This window comes from Streptomyces sp. NPDC056479, from assembly GCF_042795335.1.
In the GTDB taxonomy this organism is placed as follows: Bacteria; Actinomycetota; Actinomycetes; order Streptomycetales; family Streptomycetaceae; genus Streptomyces.
Window position 1 is genome coordinate 161920 of record NZ_JBHTRZ010000011.1, and the last position, 20715, is coordinate 182634.

17 protein-coding genes are annotated in these 20715 nt (G+C 69.7%); 3 read left to right on the forward strand and 14 right to left on the reverse strand.

The genetic code is table 11. The features are described from left to right. Nucleotides 1-128 precede the first annotated feature (128 nt). The 4 genes from ACFQ6S_RS36485 to ACFQ6S_RS36500 are packed head-to-tail and all read right to left on the reverse strand — an operon-like array spanning nt 129 to nt 5685. Complete coding sequence (locus tag ACFQ6S_RS36485; protein ID WP_383419289.1) at nt 129-1094, reverse strand: ABC transporter substrate-binding protein; 966 nt, start codon at nt 1092-1094, stop codon at nt 129-131. Nucleotides 1095-1107: 13 nt separating this feature from the next. Continuing rightward, complete coding sequence (locus tag ACFQ6S_RS36490; protein ID WP_383419291.1) at nt 1108-3111, reverse strand: ABC transporter permease; 2004 nt, start codon at nt 3109-3111, stop codon at nt 1108-1110. After that, complete coding sequence (locus ACFQ6S_RS36495; protein ID WP_383419293.1) at nt 3111-4208, reverse strand: glycine betaine/L-proline ABC transporter ATP-binding protein; 1098 nt, start codon at nt 4206-4208, stop codon at nt 3111-3113. The genes ACFQ6S_RS36490 and ACFQ6S_RS36495 overlap by 1 nt, the downstream gene beginning before the upstream one ends. 7 nt (nt 4209-4215) lie before the next feature. Beyond that, the gene (locus ACFQ6S_RS36500; RefSeq protein WP_383419295.1) at nt 4216-5685 is read right to left on the reverse strand and encodes an aldehyde dehydrogenase family protein; all 1470 of its coding nucleotides are present in this window, start codon (nt 5683-5685) and stop codon (nt 4216-4218) included. 216 nt (nt 5686-5901) lie between these two features. Here ACFQ6S_RS36500 and purU point away from each other — a divergent pair, with 216 nt between their 5' ends. After that, entirely contained in the window at nt 5902-6783 is an 882-nt protein-coding gene (gene purU, locus ACFQ6S_RS36505; RefSeq protein WP_383419297.1) for a formyltetrahydrofolate deformylase, read from the forward strand. Between the two features lie 77 nt (nt 6784-6860). On the opposite strand, the gene ACFQ6S_RS36510 is transcribed toward purU, so the two are convergent. From ACFQ6S_RS36510 to betA, 3 genes are read right to left on the reverse strand one after another with little or no spacing between them, the layout of a single operon-like run. Then, entirely contained in the window at nt 6861-7703 is an 843-nt protein-coding gene (locus tag ACFQ6S_RS36510; protein WP_383419299.1) for an alpha/beta fold hydrolase, read from the reverse strand. Between the two features lie 19 nt (nt 7704-7722). After that, nucleotides 7723-8559, reverse strand: a complete 837-nt coding sequence (locus ACFQ6S_RS36515) for a 5,10-methylenetetrahydrofolate reductase (RefSeq protein WP_383419301.1) — start codon at nt 8557-8559, stop codon at nt 7723-7725. A gap of 3 nt (nt 8560-8562) precedes the next feature. After that, the gene (gene betA, locus ACFQ6S_RS36520; RefSeq protein ID WP_383419303.1) at nt 8563-10233 is read right to left on the reverse strand and encodes a choline dehydrogenase; all 1671 of its coding nucleotides are present in this window, start codon (nt 10231-10233) and stop codon (nt 8563-8565) included. A gap of 203 nt (nt 10234-10436) precedes the next feature. Between betA and ACFQ6S_RS36525 the strand changes: the two genes are divergently transcribed. Beyond that, nucleotides 10437-11183 carry an IclR family transcriptional regulator gene (locus ACFQ6S_RS36525; protein WP_383419731.1) on the forward strand — a complete coding sequence of 249 codons (747 nt, stop codon included), beginning with the start codon at nt 10437-10439 and terminating at the stop codon, nt 11181-11183. 9 nt (nt 11184-11192) lie between these two features. Here the strand turns inward: ACFQ6S_RS36525 and ACFQ6S_RS36530 are convergent, their stop codons facing one another. The 5 genes from ACFQ6S_RS36530 to ACFQ6S_RS36550 form a co-directional block, all read right to left on the reverse strand. After that, complete coding sequence (locus ACFQ6S_RS36530; RefSeq protein ID WP_383419305.1) at nt 11193-12323, reverse strand: aromatic ring-hydroxylating dioxygenase subunit alpha; 1131 nt, start codon at nt 12321-12323, stop codon at nt 11193-11195. A gap of 130 nt (nt 12324-12453) precedes the next feature. Then, nucleotides 12454-13617 (reverse strand): NAD(P)/FAD-dependent oxidoreductase, encoded by a 1164-nt coding sequence (locus tag ACFQ6S_RS36535; RefSeq protein ID WP_383419307.1) that lies wholly within the window; start codon nt 13615-13617, stop codon nt 12454-12456. Further along, entirely contained in the window at nt 13614-13976 is a 363-nt protein-coding gene (locus ACFQ6S_RS36540; protein ID WP_383419309.1) for a bifunctional 3-phenylpropionate/cinnamic acid dioxygenase ferredoxin subunit, read from the reverse strand. The genes ACFQ6S_RS36535 and ACFQ6S_RS36540 overlap by 4 nt, the downstream gene beginning before the upstream one ends. 197 nt (nt 13977-14173) lie before the next feature. Further along, nucleotides 14174-14809, reverse strand: a complete 636-nt coding sequence (locus ACFQ6S_RS36545; protein WP_383419311.1) for an MBL fold metallo-hydrolase — start codon at nt 14807-14809, stop codon at nt 14174-14176. Next, nucleotides 14806-15891 (reverse strand): S-(hydroxymethyl)mycothiol dehydrogenase, encoded by a 1086-nt coding sequence (locus ACFQ6S_RS36550; RefSeq protein ID WP_383419313.1) that lies wholly within the window; start codon nt 15889-15891, stop codon nt 14806-14808. The genes ACFQ6S_RS36545 and ACFQ6S_RS36550 overlap by 4 nt, the downstream gene beginning before the upstream one ends. 225 nt (nt 15892-16116) lie before the next feature. On the opposite strand from ACFQ6S_RS36550, the gene ACFQ6S_RS36555 reads away from it, so the two are divergent. Next, on the forward strand, nt 16117-17391 hold the full coding sequence (locus ACFQ6S_RS36555; RefSeq protein WP_383419314.1) for an alginate lyase family protein: 1275 nt from the start codon (nt 16117-16119) through the stop codon (nt 17389-17391). 18 nt (nt 17392-17409) lie between these two features. On the opposite strand, the gene ACFQ6S_RS36560 is transcribed toward ACFQ6S_RS36555, so the two are convergent. Next, on the reverse strand, nt 17410-18642 hold the full coding sequence (locus ACFQ6S_RS36560) for a glycoside hydrolase family 88 protein (protein WP_383419316.1): 1233 nt from the start codon (nt 18640-18642) through the stop codon (nt 17410-17412). A gap of 156 nt (nt 18643-18798) precedes the next feature. Continuing rightward, nucleotides 18799-20691, reverse strand: coding sequence for a glycoside hydrolase family 97 catalytic domain-containing protein (locus ACFQ6S_RS36565; RefSeq protein WP_383419318.1), 1893 nt, complete (start codon nt 20689-20691; stop codon nt 18799-18801). Nucleotides 20692-20715: the final 24 nt, after the last annotated feature.

Consider the following 20715-nt stretch of genomic DNA (forward strand, 5'->3'; position numbering starts at 1 on the left):
CTCAATGTGCCTGCCGTGCAAGTGGGTGTCAAGAGGCCCGGTGACGTCGGGAAACGGCCCGGAAAACAGCAATGCCCGGTGGGCGGTGCGCGTCTGCGCGCACCGCCCACCGGGCGTTCCTCAAGGGGCTACTTGATCCAGGCGTCCACCTTGTCGCGGTTGGCCTCGACCCACTTCTTGGCCGCCGCCTCGGGGGCCATCTTGTCCACCGCTATGTACTTCGCCACGGTGTTCTGGTCGTCGTTGGTCCAGGTGAAGTTCTTCACCAGGTCATAGGCGGGGCTGCCCGACTTGGCGAACTTCGCGCTGACGATCTTGTCCAGTTCGTACACGGGATAGTCGCAGGCGACCTTCTCCGCGTCGGTGTCGCAACCCTCCTTGTACTCGGGCAGCTTGACCTTGACGAGCGGCACCTCGGACATGAACCACTGCGGCTCGTAGAAGTAGCCGATCACCCATTCCTTGTTCTTCTCCGCCTTGCGGAAGGCCTGGATGAGCGCGGTCTCACTGCCCGCGTACACCACCTTGTAGTCCAGCTTCAGGTTCTTCACGAGGGCCTCGTCGTTGGTGACGAACGACGGGTCGCCGTCGAGCAGCTGGCCCTTTCCGCCCGACTCGGAGGTCTTGAACTCGGCCGCGTACTTGTCGAGGTTGTTCCAGTCGGTGATGTCGGGGTGCGCCTTGGCCAGCCACGGCGGTACGTACCAGCCGATGAGCCCCTTGTTGCCGGTCGCGCCGGCGTCGACGGCCGTCTTCTGGTCGGTGATGTACTTCTTCTTCAGGTCGTCGTGGCCCCAGTTCTCGATGACGGCGTCGACCTCGCCCGTCCCGAAGCCCTGCCAGGCGATCTCCTCCTTGAGGTCCTTCTGGTTGACCTTGCAGCCGAGGTCGTGTTCCGCGACGTAGGCGACGACCGCCGCGTTGGCCTCGTAACCCACCCACGGATTGACCGCCAGGTTGAAGGTGCCGCACTTGCCGGAGTCGCCCGAGCCGGACCCCGCGGAGTCGTCACCGACCTTCGCGCCGCCGCAGGCCGTGAGGGTGAGGCCGAGGACCGCCAGGCCGGCCGCCCCTGCTCGCCAGTGTCTTGCCATGGTGTGGTGCTCCTTATGCGCTGGTGCGGCGAGCCGCTGCCTGAGTGATCCGGTCGAACATGACTCCGAGAAGGACGATGGCGAGCCCCGCGGCGAGCCCCTTCCCGTACAGCTGGCCCTGCGAGAAGCCGGCCACGACGTCGTAGCCGAGGGCGCCCGCACCCACCAGGCCGCCCACCACGACCATCGACAGCACATAGATCAGGCCCTGGTTGGTGGCGAGAGTCAGGGCGCTGCGCGCCATCGGCAGCTGGACCTTGGTGATGATCTGCCAGGTGCTGCACCCGGCGGAGGTGGCCGCCTCCACGGTGGTGGCGGGCACGTTGCGCACCCCGTCCGCGATGATCTTCATGGCGACGGGTGCCGCGTAGACGACGGCGGCGACGATGGCCGTGAACCGGGTCGCGCCGAACAGCGCGAGGAACGGCACGAGATAGACGAACGGCGGCATGACCTGTGCCGCGTCCAGGCTGGGCCTCAGCAGCCGGTCGACGAGGGCGTTGCGGCCCATCCACACGCCGAAGCCGACGCCGAGCAGCATCACCAGCACGGTGGCGACGACGGTCGACGCCAGTGTCGTCATGCTGTCGGACCACACGCCGGTTCCGACGAGCAGGCCCACACAGACGGCCGTGGTGATGCCGGCGCGCCAGCCCCCGAGGACGACGGCGAGCGCGATCAGGGCCGCGCCGACGAGCCACCACGGGGAGTCCGTGAGCAGTGTCTGGAAGGGGTTGAGCAGGCCGTTGGTGAGGGCGTCGCGGATCGCGTTGGTGAGGCCGGACAGGTTGTCCTGCGCCCAGGTGGTCACGCTGTCCGCCCCGCTGGAGATGGCGCTGCCCACGCCTCCCTCGCCGGGGAACTCGGCCGCCCACAGGTAGGTGTGCGAGAGGTAGATCAGGACCACCGTGACGACCGCGCCCGCGCCCAGCAGCGGACGCCGCCAGGTCAGGAAACGGTTCTTCGTACGCCGGGCCGCCTCCTCGCGTGCGCTCGCCGCGGTGGTGACCCGGTCCAGCACGATGGCCATGACGACGATGGCCAGACCCGCGTTGAAGGCGGTGCCGACGTCGAGCGACTGGAGGGCCTGGACGACGGTCTTGCCGAGGCCGGGCGCGTCGATCAGCGCGGCGATGGTCACCATGGCGAGGGCGGCCATGATGGTCTGGTTGACGCCCATCACCACGGTCCGCTTGGACATCGGCAGCAGCACCTTCGTCAGGGTCTGCCGTCGGGTGGCGCCGAGCGAGTCGGCCGCCTCGACCGTGGTCTTGGGCACGGAACGGATGGCGTGCGCGGTGATGCGGATGGCGGGCGGCGCCGCGTAGATCAGCGTGGCGATGGTGGCGGAGGCCGGGCCGATGAGGAAGAACAGGGTCAGCGGGGCCAGGTAGACGAAGGTGGGCATGGTCTGCATGAAGTCCAGGAAGGGCGTCATGATCCGGTTGAACCGGTCGGACAGCCCCGCCCACACGCCCAGCGGGATCGCGAACAGCAGCGCCACGAGGACGGCGGACACCGTCAGCGCGAGGGTGTCCATGCTCTCCTGCCACAGCCCCTGAAGGCCCAGGAAGGTGAAGCCGGCCACCGCCAGCAGCGCGACCCGCCAGTTGCCCACGGCCCAGGAGACATAGCCGGCGATGCCGACGACCCCGAGCCAGCCGATCTGCGGGACGGGGCGGCCGGCGGAGGGCTGCGAGATCAGTTCCTGCACGAAGGTCACCAGCGAGTCGATGACCAGCCGGATCTCGTTGAAGAAGTACAGGAAGAGCGGGTTGGAGTTGCGATCGGCGCCGATCGAGTCGTTGACGTCGTTGAACCATCGGTGCAGATCGGTGAGGTCCGCCGCCGCCAGGGAAAGGGTCTGCTTGCCGCGCAGCACGAAGAACAGCGCCAGCCAGAGCACGAGGATCACGGCGACCACCGTGGACCGGCTGATCCCGCGCTCGGTCTTCAGCGCAGGGGGCCGCTCCTCGACGGTCCCGGTCTTCTCCGGTTTCTCCATCGCGACGGTCATCACGCGTCGCCTTCCCGTCCGGCGACCACCGCGAGGATCTCCTCGTCGCCGACGATGCCGAGCAGCTTGCCGTTCTCGACGACCTTGACCGGCTTCTCGGCGGCCAGCACGGCGCGGGTGGCCTCGCGCACCACCACGTCCGGTCCCAGCTCGGGGCCGTCCAGCTCGTCGCCGTCCTCCAGGGCGCGCATGATCCAGCGCAGTGTCAGCACGTCGCCGCGCGGCACGTCCTTGACGAACTCGCGTACGTAGTCATCGGCGGGGGCGCCCACGAGTTCGTCGCCGGTGCCGCACTGGACCATTTTGCCGTCGCGCATGATGAGGATGCGGTCGCCGAGCTTGAGTGCCTCGGAGAGGTCGTGGGTGATGAACACCATGGTCTTGCCGACCTCGTGGTGCAGACGGATGACCTCGTTCTGCATGTCGCGGCGGATCAGCGGGTCGAGCGCGGAGAACGGCTCGTCGAAGAAGAGCACGTCCGGGTCGCCCGCCAACGCCCGGGCGAGGCCGACGCGTTGCTGCATACCGCCGGACAGCTGGTCGGGGTAGGAGTTCTCGTAACCGGCGAGACCGACCAGTTCGACGACCTCCTGGGCCCGCTTGACGCGCTCGGCCCGGCTCATGCCCCGGATCTCCAGCCCGAACGCCACGTTGTCGACGACGCGGCGGTGGGGCAGCAGACCGAAGTGCTGGAAGACCATGGAGAACTTGCGGCGCCGCAGCTCGCGCAGGCGCCCGGCGTCGGCCTGGCGGATGTCCTCGCCCTCGAAGACGATCTCACCGGCGGTGGGTTCGATCAGCCGGGTCAGACAGCGCACCAGCGTGGACTTGCCGGAGCCGGACAGGCCCATGACGACGAAGACCTCGCCGGGCGAGACGTCGAAGTGGATGTCGCGTACGGCGGCGGTACACCCGGTGCGGTCCATGAGCTCACGGCGGGTGAGGCCGCACAACTCCTCGGATTCCGGCACCTGGTCGGCCTTCGGGCCGAACACCTTCCACAGCCCGCGCACGGAGATGACCGGGGTGGAGCCCGAGTCCTGGGGCGTGCCGCGCCGCTGCGGCACCTCGGTCTGAGTGGTCACGATCGACCTCATTCGGCGTTCAGCCGCGGAACCAGTGCTGCGGCCGGGGTTGGATGTTCTGCCAGATGTGCTTGGGCTCGCGGTACTCGTTCAGGCCGGTCGGTCCCAGCTCCCGGCCCACGCCCGAATGCCCGAAGCCACCCCATTCCGCTTGCGGCACATAGGGGTGGTAGTCGTTGATCCACACCGTGCCGTGACGCAGCCGCCGGGCCACCCGCTGGGCCTTGCCGGCGTCCTGCGTCCAGACGGCACCGGCGAGTCCGTACTCGGTGTCGTTGGCGATGCGTACGGCGTCGTCCTCGTCGGTGAAGCACTCGACGGTGAGAACGGGGCCGAAGGACTCCTCGTGCACCACGCGCATGTCCTGCCGGCACTCGTCGAGCACGGTGGGCAGGTAGTAGTGGCCGCCCGCCAGCGCCGGGTCGTCGGGTCGCGCGCCACCGCAGCGCAGTACGGCGCCCTCGGCGAGGCCGGAGGCGACGTACGCCTCGACCTTCTCGCGGTGCTGGGCGGAGATCAGCGCCCCGGTCTCGGCCTCGGGGTCGAAGGGGCCGCCGAGACGGATCTGCCGGGCGCGGCGCACGACCTCGTCGACGAAGCGGTCGTGCAGGGAGTCCTCGACGATCAGCCGGGCGCCGGCCGAGCAGACCTGTCCGGAGTGCAGGAAGACGGCGGTGAGGGCGAAGTCGACGGCCGTGTCGAAGTCGGCGTCGGCGAAGACGACGTTGGGGTTCTTGCCGCCGAGTTCCAGCGCCACCTTCTTCACGCCCGCGGCGGCGGTGGCCATGATGCGCTTGCCGGTCTCGAGGCCTCCGGTGAAGGAGACCATGTCGACGGCGGGGTCCTCGGAGAGCGGTGCGCCCACCTCGGGTCCGGCGCCAAGGACGAGGTTGGCGGCACCGGCCGGGAGCCCGGCCTCCTCCAGCGCCTTCATCAGCAGGATCGAGGTGGAGGGAGTGAGTTCGCTGGGCTTGAGGACGATCGTGTTGCCCGCCAGGAGCGCCGGAGCGACTTTCCAACTGGCTTGCAGCAGCGGGTAGTTCCACGGGGTGATCAGTCCGCACACCCCAACGGGCTCGTAGACCACGCGGCTTACGGCGTCGTCGCGGCCGGTGTCCACCGCGCGGCCGGCGTCGGTGCCGGCGATGCCGCCGTAGTAACGGAAGCAGGAGACGATGTCGGCGATGTCGTACTCGCTCTCCACCAGCCGCTTGCCGGTGTCCAGCGACTCGGCGCGGGCGAACTCCTTGGCCGCGCGCTCGATGAGGTCGGCTGTGCGCAGCAGCAGAGCGCCGCGCTCACGCTCGGGGGTGCTCGGCCACGGCCCCTCGTCGAAGGCGCGGCGGGCCGCGGTGATCGCCGCCTCGGTGTCGGCACGGGTCGCCTCCGAGACGGTCGCCACGGGCGTGCCGTCGGCGGGACATCGAATCTCCCGGCGCCCGCCGGCCACCGGATCCCGCCATTCGCCATCCACGTACAGGTCTGCCACGCGCCGAGCCTTTCAACGAAATTCGTTGCGCATCGTGCACTCGATTGCTTGTGGTGGAACACCCTGGCGAATGTCCAGACAGACGTCAAGGGGTTGGCCGGTGACGATTTCACCGCGTGACCACTTACCCTGCCACCCTTGACCGCAGGGGGCACCGACCCGACCATGTTGCGTATCGCTCACCATGTTGTGCAATACGCACCGACGGAGGTCGACGTGTCCACCAAGCCCTCTCGACCGCGCCCTGGCCGTGAGTTCGTCCTCACCCTTTCCTGTCCCGACAGCGCCGGTCTGGTCCACGCCGTGAGCGGCTTTCTCGTCCGGAACTCCGGAAACATCCTGGAAAGCCAGCAGTTCGACGACCGACTTCAGGACCGCTTCTTCATGCGGGTCCACTTCGACGTCTCCGACCCGGACGCCGGCCTGGAAAGCCTGCGTTACCGCTTCGGTCCCGTCGCCCAGGCCTACCGCATCTCCTGGGCCCTGGCCGAGGCGGCCACACCGACGCGGACGCTCATCATGGTGTCCAAGTTCGGCCACTGCCTGAACGACCTGCTCTTCCGCCGGCGCACCGGCGCCCTGAACATCGAGATCCCCGCGATCGTCTCCAACCACCGGGACTTCGAGGGGCTCGCGCAGACCTACGGCATCCCCTTCCACCATGTGCCGGTGACCAAGGAGACCAAGCCGGAGGCCGAGGCGCGGCTGCTGGAGCTCGTGCACGAGCTGGACATCGATCTGGTGGTGCTGGCCCGCTACATGCAGATCCTCTCCGACGACCTGTGCAAGCAGCTGGAGGGCCGCGCGATCAACATCCACCACTCCTTCCTCCCCAGCTTCAAGGGCGCGCGCCCCTATGAACAGGCCTACGCGCGCGGGGTGAAACTGGTCGGCGCGACGGCCCACTATGTGACGCCGGATCTGGACGAGGGCCAGATCATCGAGCAGGACGTTGTCCGGGTGGACCACTCGCTGGACCCCGACGCGCTGGTCACGGTCGGCCGGGACGTGGAGGCGCAGGTGCTCGCGCACGCGGTGAAGTGGCACAGCGAGAGCCGCGTGATGGTGGAAGGCAACCGCACGGTGGTCTTCCGCTGACTCGTGTACGACGGCGCCCGGGACGTCGTTACGAAGGCGAACGCGATGTCGTATACGAAGGTGCACGACGCCCCCGTTCAGAGCTGCCGCTGAAGGAAGTCGAGGAGTACGGCGGTGAGTTCCGCGGGAGCGTCCTCCTGGACGAGGTGCCCCGCGCCGGCGATGGGCTCCCACTGCGCGCCGGGCAGGAGGGCGGCGAGCTCGCGTCCCTTCGCCACCGGGATCCAGGTGTCGTCCTCGCCCCAGCAGACGAGTGTCGGGATGGTGATCCCGGCGTACCGGCCCTGGATCTCGTCGGTGTGGCGCTGTTCGGCCTGGGCGATCTGACGGTAGAAGGCCGCCTGGCCGAGGTCGCCCAGCCAGGGCTCGACGAGCCGGTCGAGGACTCCGGGACGCAGACCGGGGCTGCTGGCGGAAGCGACGTACTCACGGACCAGGGCACGGTGGAGTGCGGGCGGCAACCGCTCGAAGACGTCGGAGTGCTCGCCGACGAGCCGGAAGAACGGGGAACCCCAGGGCGCCAGCGCCACCGGGTCCACCAACGCCAGGGCACGATAGCGGGCACCGTGCAGCAGATGGGCGCGCAGGGCGACGGCCCCGCCGAAGTCATGGGCCACCACGAGCGGTTCCGTGAGGCCCCAGTGGCCCAGGAGTTCGGTGAAGACCCGGCCCTGCGCGGCGAGCGACACCTCCTGGCCCGCCGCCTTCTCTGACGTCCCGTAGCCGGGCATGTCCCAGACGAACACCTGATGGTGCCGGGCGAGCGAGCGGGCGACGGCACGCCAGACGTAGGAGGAGAACGGCGTGCCGTGCAGAAGGACGACGGGCGGGCGGTCCGGCCGGCCCAGCCGGTCCCAGCGGACGTCACCGGACGCGCTGGTGAAGCTGTGGGTCAGTTGCCAGGTGGGGACGGGTGCCATCCCACTCCCCTACCCAGTTTCAGCCACCCAGTCCTTCCAGCAGGGCACGGCGCCACCGTTCGGTCTCCGCTATCTGGTTGAAGGTGAACACGTGCAGACCCGCCACCCCTGCCGATGGGTCGGTGAGGGCCGCTTCGGCACGTCGCAGCAGCCTGTCGGGCGCGTAGCCGCCGGGCGCCGCGAAGCGCAGAAACCAGGAGGGGTGCTTCGTCAGGAAGCGCGTCGACTCCCCCACGCCGATCTTCGTCGCCATCGCCAGCAGCTTGGCCCGCTGCACGGGCCCGGCGACCCCCACATGGAGGGGCAGGGCGATGCCCCGGCGCCGTATCCGGCCGATCCAGTCCCCCAGCACCCGCGGATCGAAGCAGAGGTTGCTCACGAGGTACGTGGCATGCTCGCGCTTGTCCCACATGGACTGGACGGTGACGTCGTCGTGGATGAGGGGATGGCTCTCGGGGTAGCCGGTGACGCCGAGGTGCGCGAAGGGGCTGCCCAGCTCGCCAAGACTGCGCAGCACGGGCAAGGCGCCCTCGTAGGATCCCGCCGGCGGATCAGCGTCGCCGGCCGGTACGAAGAGGTCGTCGACGCCGCTCTCGCGCAGCCGGTCGACGACCTCCTTCAGATGGGCGTCGTCCCGCAACAGCCGGGCCGGCACGTGCGGGACGACCCGGTAGCCGTGCGCCGCGAGCCGGGCGGTGAGGTCGAGGGTCGGCTCCAGGCCCTTGACCGGCGACGCCGTCACGGTGACGACGACGTCGCGCGGCACATGGGCGAGGACCTTGTCCTCGGTCGGCCTCGCGGGCAGCACCTCGTAGCGGACACTGCTCAGCAGCGCCCGGAGACCTGCGGCGCCCAATGCCTACTCCGCCTGCTTCTGGGCGTCATGGTGGCGGTAGTACACGGCCTTCGACGGCGCGAGCGGCTCCTTGCCGAGGATCAGGTCGGCGGCCTTCTCGGCGACCATCATCACCGGCGCGTAGATGTTGCCGTTGGTGACGTAGGGCATGACGGAGGCGTCCACGACACGCAGGCCCTCGACTCCGTGCACCCGCAGGCTCGTCGGGTCGACGACCGCCATCTCGTCGGTGCCCATCTTGCAGGTGCAGGACGGGTGCAGGGCGGTCTCGCCCTCCTTGGCGACCCAGGCGAGGACCTCCTCGTCCGTCGCCACCTTCGGACCGGGCGAGACCTCGCCGCCGTTGTAGGGGGCGAGCGCGGGCTGGTTGAGGATGCCCCGGGCCACGCGGATCGCCTCGACCCACTCCCGGCGGTCCTGCTCGGTGGAGAGGTAGTTGAAGCGGAGCGCCGGGTGCTCGCGCGGGTCCTTGCTCTTGATCTTCACCGAGCCGATGGCGTCGGAGTACATGGGCCCGACGTGCACCTGGTAGCCGTGGCCGCCTGCGGGCGAGGAGCCGTCGTAGCGGACCGCGACCGGCAGGAAGTGGAACATCAGGTTGGGGTAGGCCACGTCCTCGTTGCTGCGGGCGAAGCCGCCGGCCTCGAAGTGGTTGGTGGCGGCCGGGCCCTTGCGGAAGAGCCACTGCAACCCGATGAAGGGGGCACGCCACTTCGCCATGTACGGCTGCATGGACACCGGCTGCTTGCAGGCGTACTGGACGTAGACCTCCAGATGGTCCTGCATGTTCTCGCCGACGCCCGGCAGGTCGTGCACCACGTCGATGCCGAGGGCGCGCAGTTCCTCGGCGTTGCCGACGCCGGAGAGCTGAAGCAGCTGCGGGGAGTTGATCGCGCCGCCGCACAGGATGACCTCGCGGGCGCGGACCTGCTGGGGCGCGCCCCGGCCGCGCCGGTACTCGACGCCGACGGCCCGCTTGCCCTCGAAGAGGACGCGGGTGACGAGGGTGCGGGTCCTGACGTCAAGGTTGGGCCGCTTCATCGCGGGCTTGAGGTACGCCTTCGAGGCCGACAGCCGGCGTCCGCGATGGACGTTGCGGTCGAACTTGGCGAAGCCTTCCTGCCGATAGCCGTTGACGTCGTCGGTGGGCGCGTAGCCGGCCTCCTCGGTGGCCTTCTGGAAGGCGGTGAAGAGCGGGTTGGTGGCGGGGCCGCGCTCCAGGACGAGGGGACCGTCGTGGCCGCGGAACTCGTCGTCCGGGTCGGCCGCGAGACAGTTCTCCATCCGCCGGAAATACGGCAGACAGTGCGCGTAGTCCCAGGTCTCCATGCCCGCGTCGGCCGCCCAGCGCTCGTAGTCCATGGGGTTGCCGCGCTGGAAGATCATGCCGTTGATGCTGCTGGAGCCGCCCAGTACCTTGCCGCGGGCGTGATAGACGCGGCGGCCGCCCATGTGGGGCTCGGGCTCGGACTCGTACTTCCAGTCGTAGAACCGGCTGCCGATCGGATAAGTCAGCGCCGCGGGCATGTGGATGAAGACATCCCACGGATAGTCGGAGCGGCCCGCCTCCAGCACCAGCACCCGGTTCGCCGGGTCCGCGGAGAGCCTGTTCGCCAGTGCGCTGCCGGCCGAACCACCGCCGACGATGACGAAGTCGTAGTGCACAGGAGCCATGGTGCCTCGTCTCGCTCGCGCCGTTTGATACGCGAGGCATGCTAGCGCCGGTATCGCTATACGCACCAGGTTGCGAACGACGCAACTTCCGACGGTCGCATTTCGACGCGGTTACTTGTGGTGACGTTGTTTACTACGCGTATAGTTTCACTGTGAGCAACTACAGCCCTGACGCGGAAACGTCGAACACGCAGGCCGGCGGAGTGCAGTCGGTCGACCGGGCCATCAGCGTCCTGGAGATCCTCGCCCAGCGTGGCGAGGCCGGTGTCAGCGAGGTGGCGGGCGAGATCGACGTGCACAAGTCCACCGCCTTCCGCCTGCTCGGCGCCCTGGAGGCGCGCGGTCTGGTCGAGCAGGCGGGCGAGCGCGGCAAGTACCGGCTCGGCTTCGGCATCGTGCGGCTGGCCGGTGCGGTCACCGGCCGTATCGACATCACCCAGCAGGGCCGCCCGGTCTGCGAGCGTCTCGCCGAGGAGCTCGGCGAGACGGTCAACATCGCGGTCATGCAGGAGCACTACGCGATCAACCTGTACCAGGTGCGCGGCCCGGGTGCGGTCACCGCGCAGAACTGGGTCGGTCAGCTGACTCCGCTGCACGCCACGTCGAGCGGCAAGATCCTGCTGGCCCACCTCCCCACGAAGGAGCGCACCGCCGTGCTGACCGCGGCCGGGATGAAGAAGGTCACCCCCCACACCATCACCGCGAAGACGAAGCTGGAGAAGAACCTCGCCGACGCTCGGGAGCGCGGCTACGCCTTCACCCTCGACGAGCTGGAGATCGGCCTGCACGCCATGGCCGCCCCGGTCCGCGACCGGGACGGCGAGGTCATCGCGGCCCTCAGCGCCTCCGGTCCCGCCTACCGGCTCACCGAGGAGCGCCTGCACGAGCTCTCCCCGATGCTCCTCAAGGGCGCCCAGGAGATCAGCCACCGGATGGGCTACCTGGGCTGACCCGCCCGACTAGGGACGGGGAGCACCGAGTCGCTCGGTCACCCAGTCGTGGAAGGCACCGATGTGGTGCTCGCTGGGCACCAGCACTCCGCCCTTGGCGTACATCCGGGAGCTCATCCCGGGCTGCGTGCGCTCGCACGCCTCGAAGTCCTGGCGGTTGACCCGGTCGAAGAGTTCCACGGACCTGCTGACGTCCTTGCCGCTCTCCACGACGTGCGGGAGATACAGCCAGTCGCACTCGACGATCGTGCGGTCCACGGACACCGGATACATCCGGTGGAAGATCACATGGTCCGGGACGAGGTTGATGAACACCTGGGGCCTGACGGTGATCGCGTAGTAGCGGCGGTCCTGGTCCTCGGCGACCCCGGGAATGCGGTCGAGCCCCTCGGAGCCGTCGACGGTGAAACCCTGGACGCCCTCGCCGAACTCGGCACCGTGTCCGACGTAGTACTGCGCGGCGTAACCGTCCGCGAACTCCGGTAGCACCTCGGTGAGTTCGGGGTGGATGGTGGCGCAGTGGTAGCACTCCATGAAGTTCTCGATGATGAGCTTCCAGTTCGCCTTGACGTCGTAGACGATCCGCCGGCCGACCGAGAGGGTGTCGATGTCGTAGTGGTCGATCGACTCGACGTCGCCGAGCCGGGCGACGACCTCTCCCATGACCTCCTCCTCGAAGGAGGGCGGGTTCTCGGCGAGGCACACCCAGACATAGCCGAGCCATTCGCGCACGGCCACGCTCACCAGGCCGTACTCGGTGCGGCCGACATCGGGCATCTTGGTGAGGTTGGGCGCCGCGACGAGCTTGCCGTTCAGGTCGTACGTCCAGGCGTGGTACGGGCACTGGAAGGCCCGCTTGACCTCGCCGGTCTCCTCCGTGCACAGCTTGGCGCCGCGGTGCCGGCACACATTGAAGTACGCCCGCACGCTGTTGTCCCGGGCCCGGGTGACGAGGATGCTCTCGCGGCCCACGTCGACCGTGCGGAAGGCGCCGGGCCGCGCCAGGTCGGCGGCGCGGACGGCGCAGAACCACATGGTCTCGAATATGTGCTCCTGCTCCTGGGCGAAGACCGCCGGATCGGTGTAGGCGGTGCCGGGGAGGGTGGCGATCAGACTGTCCGGCAGGCTGGTCGAGGTCACGGTGCACTCCTCGTCGAACGTCGTTGAGGGGTCATTCACGCGCCGGGAAGAGCGACTCCGGACGGCGTTGTGTATGGAGCAACGCTGCGCGCCATGTGAAACCGCAGCATGGGATGGCCCAAGGGCGATGTCAAGACGTCGCTGCCGCGATCTGCTTGCGGAAGCGGGTGAACAGCCGCGGCTGGTTCATCCCGAGCACGGCGACCGGGACCCCGGCCCGCCGGTAGACGGCCAGGACATCGCGGTCTGCCGCGGCGCCCGCCTCGACGGTCACGCTGTCGGCACCCGCCGCGTGGCCGGCGAACTGGATCTTCACGCCGTACTGATCGGACCAGAAGTACGGCGGCCGGGGCACGCCCGGTTCCAGCGCACCGCCCGCCAGCAGCGTGGCGACCGCGGCGTCGGGGCGTTCGCGCGCACCGGTCCAGTGCTCGACGCGCCGGTGCAGACCGGCCCGCGGGTCGTACCAGTTGGCGCAGTCGCCGACCGCGACCACACCGGCCAGGCTGGTGCGGCCGTCCGCGCCGCACTTGACGCCGTTGTCGAGTGCGACGCCGGAGCCCTCCAGCCACTCGACGCACGGGCGTGCGCCCACCCCGACCACGACGATGTCGGCGGGGAGGGTGCGGCCGTCCTCCAGCAGGACGGCGTCGACCCGGGTCTCACCGCTGAGTCCCTTGACGCCCACCCCGCACAACAGCCGTACGCCGTGGTCCGCGTGGAGGGCGGAGACGAGTGCGCCCATGGTCTCGCCGAGCGGCCCGGCGAGCGGCGTCGGGGCCACCTCCACGACCGTCACGTCGAGCCCGAGGGCGTACGCGGTGGAGGCGACCTCGGCGCCGATGAAGCCGCCGCCGATGACCACCAGCCGTCCGCCGAGGGCCAGTTCGTCCCGCAGGGCGCGGGCGTCGTCCAGGGTGCGCAGGGTGTGCACCCCGGCCAGGCCCTCGGAGCCGGGCAGGGTGCGGGCCGCGGCACCGGTCGCGACGACGATGCCGTCGGCGCGCACCTGATTCCCGTCGGCCAGCCGGACGGCACGGTCGGTGCCGTCCAGTCCGACGGCGCGGCTGCCGAGCAGCCACTCGACCCGCAGATCCTCGTCGTCCGACTCCAGCGCCAGCTCGGCCTCGCCAAGTGAGCCGGTGAGGAACTCCTTGGACAGCGGGGGCCGGTCGTACGGACGGTGCAGCTCGTCCCCGATGACGACCAGCCGTCCGTCGTAGCCCTGTTTGCGCAGCGAACGCGCCGCCGACAGGCCGGCCAGCGAGGCGCCGACCACGGCGACGGTCCTCACGCGGGACCTCCGGCGAGCCGGGCTGCGATGCAGGGCGGCAGGTTGGGCGCGTCCAGGGAGAGCTGGACGTAGACCATGCCCTCCTCGACGACGACCTCATGGGTCCGGACCGGGAGCTTGGCCGGCGGTGCGTCGACCGCACCGGTCCTCAGGTCGAACTTCGAGGCATGCAGAGGGCATTCCACCTCACAGCCCTCCAACCAGCCGTCGGCGAGCGAGGCGTCCTGGTGGGTGCAGGTGTCGTCAATGGCGAAGAGTTCACCATCCTCGGTGTGGAACACCGAGACCGGCGGACCGATGTCGAGCCGGTGGGCCTCGCCTCGCGGGAGATCCGCGAGACGGCACGCGGGAATCATCATGACACCTCGGGTGCGTATAGCGAAACGGATTGCGATTGGCGCAACGCCAGTTTGGGGGCCGCTCCGAACCGTTGTCAAGGCGTCAAAAAGCCCGCTTCGGACCGGCCCGCGGCGCGTTCTCCGGGCAGCGCGAAACGCCCGAACCACCTGCGGAAACAGGCGGAACGGGCGCCCCACGACGAGCACCGCCGAGACGGTCAGAAGCCCCGGTCGAGCCACTCCTGGAGGTGCGGCGCCTCCTCGGCGACGGTCGTCGCCGCCCCGTGCCCGGTGTGCACGACCGTCTCGCCGGGCAGCGTCAGCAGCCGCTCCCGGATCGACTCGACGATGGTCGGGAAGTGGCTGTACGACCGTCCCGTCGCCCCCGGGCCACCGGCGAACAGGGTGTCGCCGCTGAAGAGAGCTGTCAGGGCGGGCGCGTACAGACACACCGCGCCGGGAGCGTGGCCGGGTGTGTGCAGCACGGCCAGTTCGACACCGGCCACCTTGAGGACCTGTCCGTCGGTCAGGTCGCCGTCGGGTGCCCGGTCGGGATGGGTCTGTTTCCACAGCGGCAGATCGTCGCCGTGGAGCAGGATCGGGGCGCCGGTACGCGCCGCCAGCTCGGGCGCGGCGTCGATGTGGTCGTTGTGGGCGTGCGTGCACACGATGGCCCGCAGGGTTCGGTCCCCGATGGCCCCGGCGATCGCCTCCGCGTCATGGGCGGCGTCGATGACGATCGCCTCGTGGTCGTCGCCGACGATCCAGACGTTGTTGTCGACGTCCCAGGTGCCGCCGTCCAGCGAGAAAGTGCCCGAGGTGACGAGGTGCTCGATGCGGGCGCCGGCCGTCACAGGACCACCACCGAGCGCAGCACGTCGCCGTCGTGCATCCGCTCGAAGGCCTTCTCGACCTCGTCCAGCGCAATGGTCTCGGTGACGAACGCGTCCAGGTCGAGGCGGCCCTGGAGATAGAGGTCGATCAGCATCGGGAAGTCCCTGCTCGGCAGGCAGTCGCCGTACCAGGACGACTTCAGCGCTCCGCCGCGGCCGAAGACGTCCAGCAGCGGCAGCTCCAGTTTCATCTCCGGGGTGGGCACGCCCACGAGCACGACGGTGCCGGCCAGGTCGCGGGCGTAGAAGGCCTGCCGGTACGTCTCAGGGCGGCCGACCGCCTCGATGACGACGTCGGCGCCGAAGCCACCCGTCAGTTCGCGGATCGCCTCGACCGGATCGGTCTCACGGGAGTTGACCGTGTGTGTGGCCCCCATCGAACGGGCCGTCTCCAGCTTGCGGTCGTCGATGTCCACGGCGATGACCTTCGCCGCACCCGCCAGGTTCGAGCCGGCGACGGCCGCGGCGCCGACACCGCCGCAGCCGATGACGGCGACCGAGTCGCCGCGCCCCACGTTCCCGGTGTTGATGGCCGCGCCGATGCCCGCCATCACCCCGCATCCCAGCAGACCGGCGGCGGCCGCCGAGGCGGCCCGGTCGACCTTCGTGCACTGCCCGGCCGCGACCAGCGTCTTCTCGGCGAACGCGCCGATACCCAGCGCCGGCGACAGCTCCGTGCCGTCCGGCAGGGTCATCTTCTGCTTCGCGTTGTGGGTGTTGAAGCAATACCAGGGCCGCCCGCGCAGACAGGCCCGGCACTGCCCGCACACCGCCCGCCAGTTGAGGATCACGAAGTCCCCGGGGGCGACGTCGGTGACCCCCTCCCCCACCGACTCCACCACGCCGGCCGCCTCGTGGCCGAGCAGGAAGGGGAAGTCGTCGTTGATGCCGCCCTCGCGATAGTGCAGGTCGGTGTGGCAGACCCCGCAGGCCTCGACCTTCACCAGTGCCTCACCCGGGCCCGGGTCGGGCACGAGGATCGTCTCCAGGCTGACGGGGGCGCCCTTGCCCCGCGCGACGACAGCACGGACCTGGTGCGTCATGGCCACTCCTCGGCTGGTCGAGAGACTTGAAGCTGATGTTGCTCATTACGGCACACATCTCATCTGTCGCAACACAGCATCATGGAGCACCGGGCAGGGGTCAACCAATAAGTCGCCGCACGCCCCTTTCACACTTCCGAACGCGCATGTCATGCTCACGGCCATCGCACGCAAATATGAACGTCGTTCACATCCATGAAGAGCAGCAGGGGAGAGCGGACATGAGTGCACGTCCCCCGACTGGGCGTCCTGCTGGTGGCCTTGGCCGCGTTCACCACCGCAGTCGCCCCCGTGGCCACGGCCCGGACGGAGGCCCACCACGCGCCTCGCGTCCCGCACACCGCCGTACTGGACGGCGCACGCCTCCAGCAGACGAAGATCCGCCTCGATCGCGGCGACCCGCAACTCCGCCGGGCCGTCTCAGCGTTGAAGGTCCGCGCGGACAAGTGGCTGAACCAGGGCCCGTGGACCGTGGTCGACAAACCCCGGCCCGCCCCCGGCGGCGATGTCCACGACTACCTCAGCCAGGCTCCGTACTGGTGGCCCACCAAGGCCCCGACCCCGGACAACCCCTGGGGCTGCCCCTATGTCCAGCGCGACGGCGAGCGCAACCCCGAGGTGGACTCCGGCACCGACCGCCAGGACGTCGAGAAGACCTTCGACTCCGTCTACGACCTCTCCCTCGCCTGGTACTACACCGGCGATGGGCGCTACGCCGAGAAGGCGGGGCAGGTGCTGCGCACCTGGTTCCTGGATCCGGCCACGCGGATGAACCCGAACCTGAACCACGCGCAGTTCATCCCGTGCAAGTACGACGGCCGCGCGATCGGCATCATCGACTTCTCGCAGTCGTACACCAGCGTCCTCGACGCACTCGCCCTCCTGGAGAGCGGCGCACCGGGCTGGAGCGCGAAGGACCGCACCGCCATGGCCAAGTGGAACACCGACTTCCGTGATTGGCTCAAGAACAGCGACTTCGGCAAACAGGAGGCCGCCGCCACCAACAACCACGGCACCTTCTACGACATGCAGCTCGCGGGCCTCGCCTACGCCACCGGCGACAAGGACCTCGCCCGCCGAACGGTCCTGGACGCCCGGTCCAAGCGCATCGCGCCGCAGATCGCGTCCGACGGCAGCCAGCCCCAGGAGCTGACCCGGACCAGGAGCTGGCACTACTCGACGTTCGACCTGGTCGCCTACACCCGGCTCGCGGCCATCGGCCGGCATGTCGGTGTGGACCTGTGGGGCTACCGAGGACCGGACGGACAGAGCCTGTTCAAGGCGGTGGACTATCTGCTGCCCTCCGCGACAGGCGCCGCCGCCTGGCCGCATCCGGAGCTGGAGTTCCGCCGGTACGCGGCGACCGACGTCGTCCACGCGGCCGCCGACGCGGGAGACAGGGCCGCCCAGCGGGCCGTACCGCTGCTGGAGGAGCCGCCGGGCGGCGACCTGTGGGTACTGCGCCCGGCGGCGGAACAGCTGGACTCGATCGCGGGCTGAGCGGCGGTCCCCGGGCGATCAGACCGTGGACAGGTCGATCGCCCGGTCGACGTCCTGCGGCTGCAACACCCGCAGGATGCCCTCCAACAGGTAGTAGTCGGCATACGGAAGCGAGATCTCGACCCCGTCCTCGCTCGGCCGGTTGCGTGTGCAGCGGGCCACCACCGCGTCCGCGCGGGTCGAGTTCCTCGTCAGACAGCTCTCCGCCAGCGCGCTGAGCAGCCGCAGCGCCACCTCGCGGTAGGTCTGTCGGCCGGTGGCCGCGGCCAGGTCGAGCAGCCCGCACGCCATGATCGCGCCGGCCGACGCGTCCTTGATGTCGTACGGCTGTTGCGGAGCGCGGTAGTCCCACACGGGGACGTGGTCCGCGGTCAGCGCCCCCACCGCGAAGTCCGCGAGCTTGCGGGCCGTGGCCAGGAACTCGGCGTTCCCGGTGCGCCGGTACATCGTGGTGAATCCGTACAGCCCCCACGCCTGTCCGCGCGACCAGCACGACGCGGGGCTGTACCCCTGCACGGTGTTCGGGCCGATCGCGGCACCGCTCGCCGGGTCGAAGTCGTACACGTGCGGGGTCGAACCGTCCGGGCGGGGGAAGACCCGCTGGGCGGTCTTGGCGTGCTCCACGGCGATGTCCAGATACTTCCGGTCGCCGGTCTCGCCGCTCGCGAACGCCAGCAGGTCGAGGTTCATCATGGTGTCGATGATGACCCGGCCGGCGTTCCGCTCGTCGCCCAGCGCACCCCACGCCCGGAGGAAGCGCCCGCGCGGGTTGTAGCGCTGGATCAGGGAGTCGGCCGCCCTGACGGCACCCGTGCGCCACCTGTCGTCGCCGGTCAGCCGCCAGGCGGTGACCCAGGACGGGTAGAAGAGGAAGCCGAGGTCGTGCGTGCCGGTGTCGTACTGGCGCGGGGCCAGCTTCTCCGCCGACGCCAGCGCCCAGGTGCGGAAGGCGTCGTCCTTGCTGTAGAGCCACGCCATCCACAGCGTGCCGGGCCAGAACCCGCCGACCCAGTCGCCGTTCTGCGAGTAGGTCCACTTCTCGAACTTGGTGCCGACGGGGAAGGCGGTCACGGTCGGTGCGACCGCGTGGAGCTTGTCGACGGCGTAGTCGGCCGCCGCGCGGAACTTCCGCAGGGTCGGTGCCGGTGTCCGAGCGGCGGTCGCTTCCGCTGCCACGGCCGGTGCCACGGAAGCACCTAGCGCCGCGGCGCCGGCCGCCGTAGCCAGCACAGTACGCCGGGAAACACTCATGCCGGTCCCTCCAACTGGTCAACGGGAGAACGAAGTTGACCGAGCCTTGCACGACAGGCTCCGCGCTGTACACCCACATGAGCAATGTTCATCAATGTGAACATCCAGCGGAGCGGCCGTCCCGGCGGGTCCACGTGACCGCCGGGACGGCCCCGCTCAGCGGTGACAGGTGGTGATTCCCGGCCGCCAGGGGCAGGCGATACCGGCGAAGCCGCCGTTGGCGACGACATCCACGCTCAGCGTGTCGCCGCCGCGCAGTACCCGCAGGTTCCCTACGAGGCCGGTGGCGCCGTCCTCGACCGTCTCGACCAGCCACCGCCCCGGGCCGACGGTCAGGGGCACCTCGGCCGTGCGGGCGGCGCCGGCATACACCCCGCCCAGGAACCAGCGGTCCCCGCTGCGCCGGGCGAGCACGGCCTCCCGGCCTGGCCGGCCGGCGAGCAGCCGGGTGTCGTCCCAGGCCGCCGGCACCTGGTCGAAGTAGGCGCGGGCCAGGGGACGTTCGTCGTACGACTCGGGTGTGCCCGCGAACATCTGCAGGCCCGACTCGGCGACGACGGTGAGCCCGACCTCGGCGGCGTCGGAGTTGGGGCGCAGCCCGACGCGCTGGAAGGCGCCGGGGGTGAAGTCCATGGAACCGATGACATTGCGGGTGAAGGGCAGGGTGGTCAGGTGGGCGGCGGTGTTGGTGCGCTTCTCCTCCCCGGCGACGCCCTCCAGGGTCATGACCTGGGGCCAGGTGCGCTGGATACCCTTGGGAACGGTCGAGCCGTGGAAGTCGACCATGAGGTGGTGGGCGGCGGTCTCCGTGAGGATGGTGTCGTACCAGCGGAGCATGGGCTGCGCCTCGGAGTTCATGAAGTCGATCTTGACTCCCTTGACGCCCCACCGCTCCAGGGTGGGCAGCCACCGGGCACGCTCCTCGGCTGTGTCGAGGTCGCGTTGGTGGATCCAGACGATGATGCCCACACCCTTGGCGCGTGCGTAGTCGACCAGTTCGGGCATCCAGCTGTCGGTCTGCCAGTCGGGGTCGGTGGTGTCCCACTCGTCGGCCTTGAAGTACCAGCCCGCGTCGACCGCCTCGTACGGCCAGTTCCGCTCGGCGGCGTAGTCGACGTAGGCCTTCTGTGCCGCGAGGCTCTGACCTGCCTCCTTGCCGCCCGCGAGCCAGGTCCACAGCACGGTACCGGGCTTGATCCAGGAGGTGTCGGGGACCTTGGAGGCGGGTGCGAGGTCGTCGGTGAAGGTGGAGCGGGTGACGGTGGCGAGGTCGCCGGTGACCATCGCCCGCCAGGGGGTGGCGAGCGGGCCGTCGGCGGGGACGCGGTCGTCGGCGAGCTTGATGCGGTAGCTGCCCGTGCCCTGGTCGTGGGCGAGCCGCGCACCGGAGTAGGCGCCGGTGAGGTCGGACTCGGCGAGCAGGGTGTAGCCGCCGTCGGTCTCGAACAGTGCCTGGTCCGAGTACTCGCCGGTCGGTGCCGTCGCGGCGGTGTACTGCGCGAACTGGCCCTCGTTGTCGACCCGGTAGGTGCCGAGCCACGCGCCGGCGTCCCGAGGCAGGTTGAACGCGGAGGACTCGCCGAGCACGTCGCCGTATCCGGCGGGCAGGACGTACCGGTAGGCGACGCCGTCGGCGGAGGCGCGGACGACGAGGTCGAGCCGGGCGCCCGTGGACGTGGCGAAGGACAGCCGGGTCTCGTTCATCCGGACCCGGCGCTCCAGTCGTTTGCCGGACTTGGCCCGGTACCGCTCGTCGACCATCCGGCTCTTGCGGTGCAGGAAGCGCAAGTCCTCGGAGAGGTCGGCCTGTTCGGTGACGATGCCGACGGGCGACGGCTCGATGACCGTACGGCCGCCGCGGGTCACCGAGAGACTGACGGTGCCGGTCGTGTCGTCCAGCCGTATCCGCGCTGTCGGTTGGTGCGCGGCGGGGCCGGACACCGTCCAGACGTGCTCGCGTTGGTCGGCCCGCGCGGGCCCGTTGGTGAGAAGTGTGGCCACCAGCCCGGCGCTGAGCACGGCGACCGCGGTCCTGAGGGGAACCGCCATGTGGACCCTCCCTGTTGTGCGTGG

What these genes read in the sequence shown, in the direction of transcription:
- ACFQ6S_RS36495 (WP_383419293.1), bottom strand. Translation starts at nt 4,208, where the DNA reads ATGAGGTCGATCGTGACCACTCAGACCGAGGTGCCGCAGCGGCGCGGC.
- ACFQ6S_RS36565 (WP_383419318.1), bottom strand. Translation starts at nt 20,691, where the DNA reads ATGGCGGTTCCCCTCAGGACCGCGGTCGCCGTGCTCAGCGCCGGGCTG.
- betA (WP_383419303.1), bottom strand. Translation starts at nt 10,233, where the DNA reads ATGGCTCCTGTGCACTACGACTTCGTCATCGTCGGCGGTGGTTCGGCC.
- ACFQ6S_RS36490 (WP_383419291.1), bottom strand. Translation starts at nt 3,111, where the DNA reads ATGACCGTCGCGATGGAGAAACCGGAGAAGACCGGGACCGTCGAGGAG.
- ACFQ6S_RS36540 (WP_383419309.1), bottom strand. Translation starts at nt 13,976, where the DNA reads ATGATGATTCCCGCGTGCCGTCTCGCGGATCTCCCGCGAGGCGAGGCC.
- ACFQ6S_RS36510 (WP_383419299.1), bottom strand. Translation starts at nt 7,703, where the DNA reads ATGGCACCCGTCCCCACCTGGCAACTGACCCACAGCTTCACCAGCGCG.
- ACFQ6S_RS36560 (WP_383419316.1), bottom strand. Translation starts at nt 18,642, where the DNA reads ATGAGTGTTTCCCGGCGTACTGTGCTGGCTACGGCGGCCGGCGCCGCG.
- ACFQ6S_RS36550 (WP_383419313.1), bottom strand. Translation starts at nt 15,891, where the DNA reads ATGACGCACCAGGTCCGTGCTGTCGTCGCGCGGGGCAAGGGCGCCCCC.
- ACFQ6S_RS36485 (WP_383419289.1), bottom strand. Translation starts at nt 1,094, where the DNA reads ATGGCAAGACACTGGCGAGCAGGGGCGGCCGGCCTGGCGGTCCTCGGC.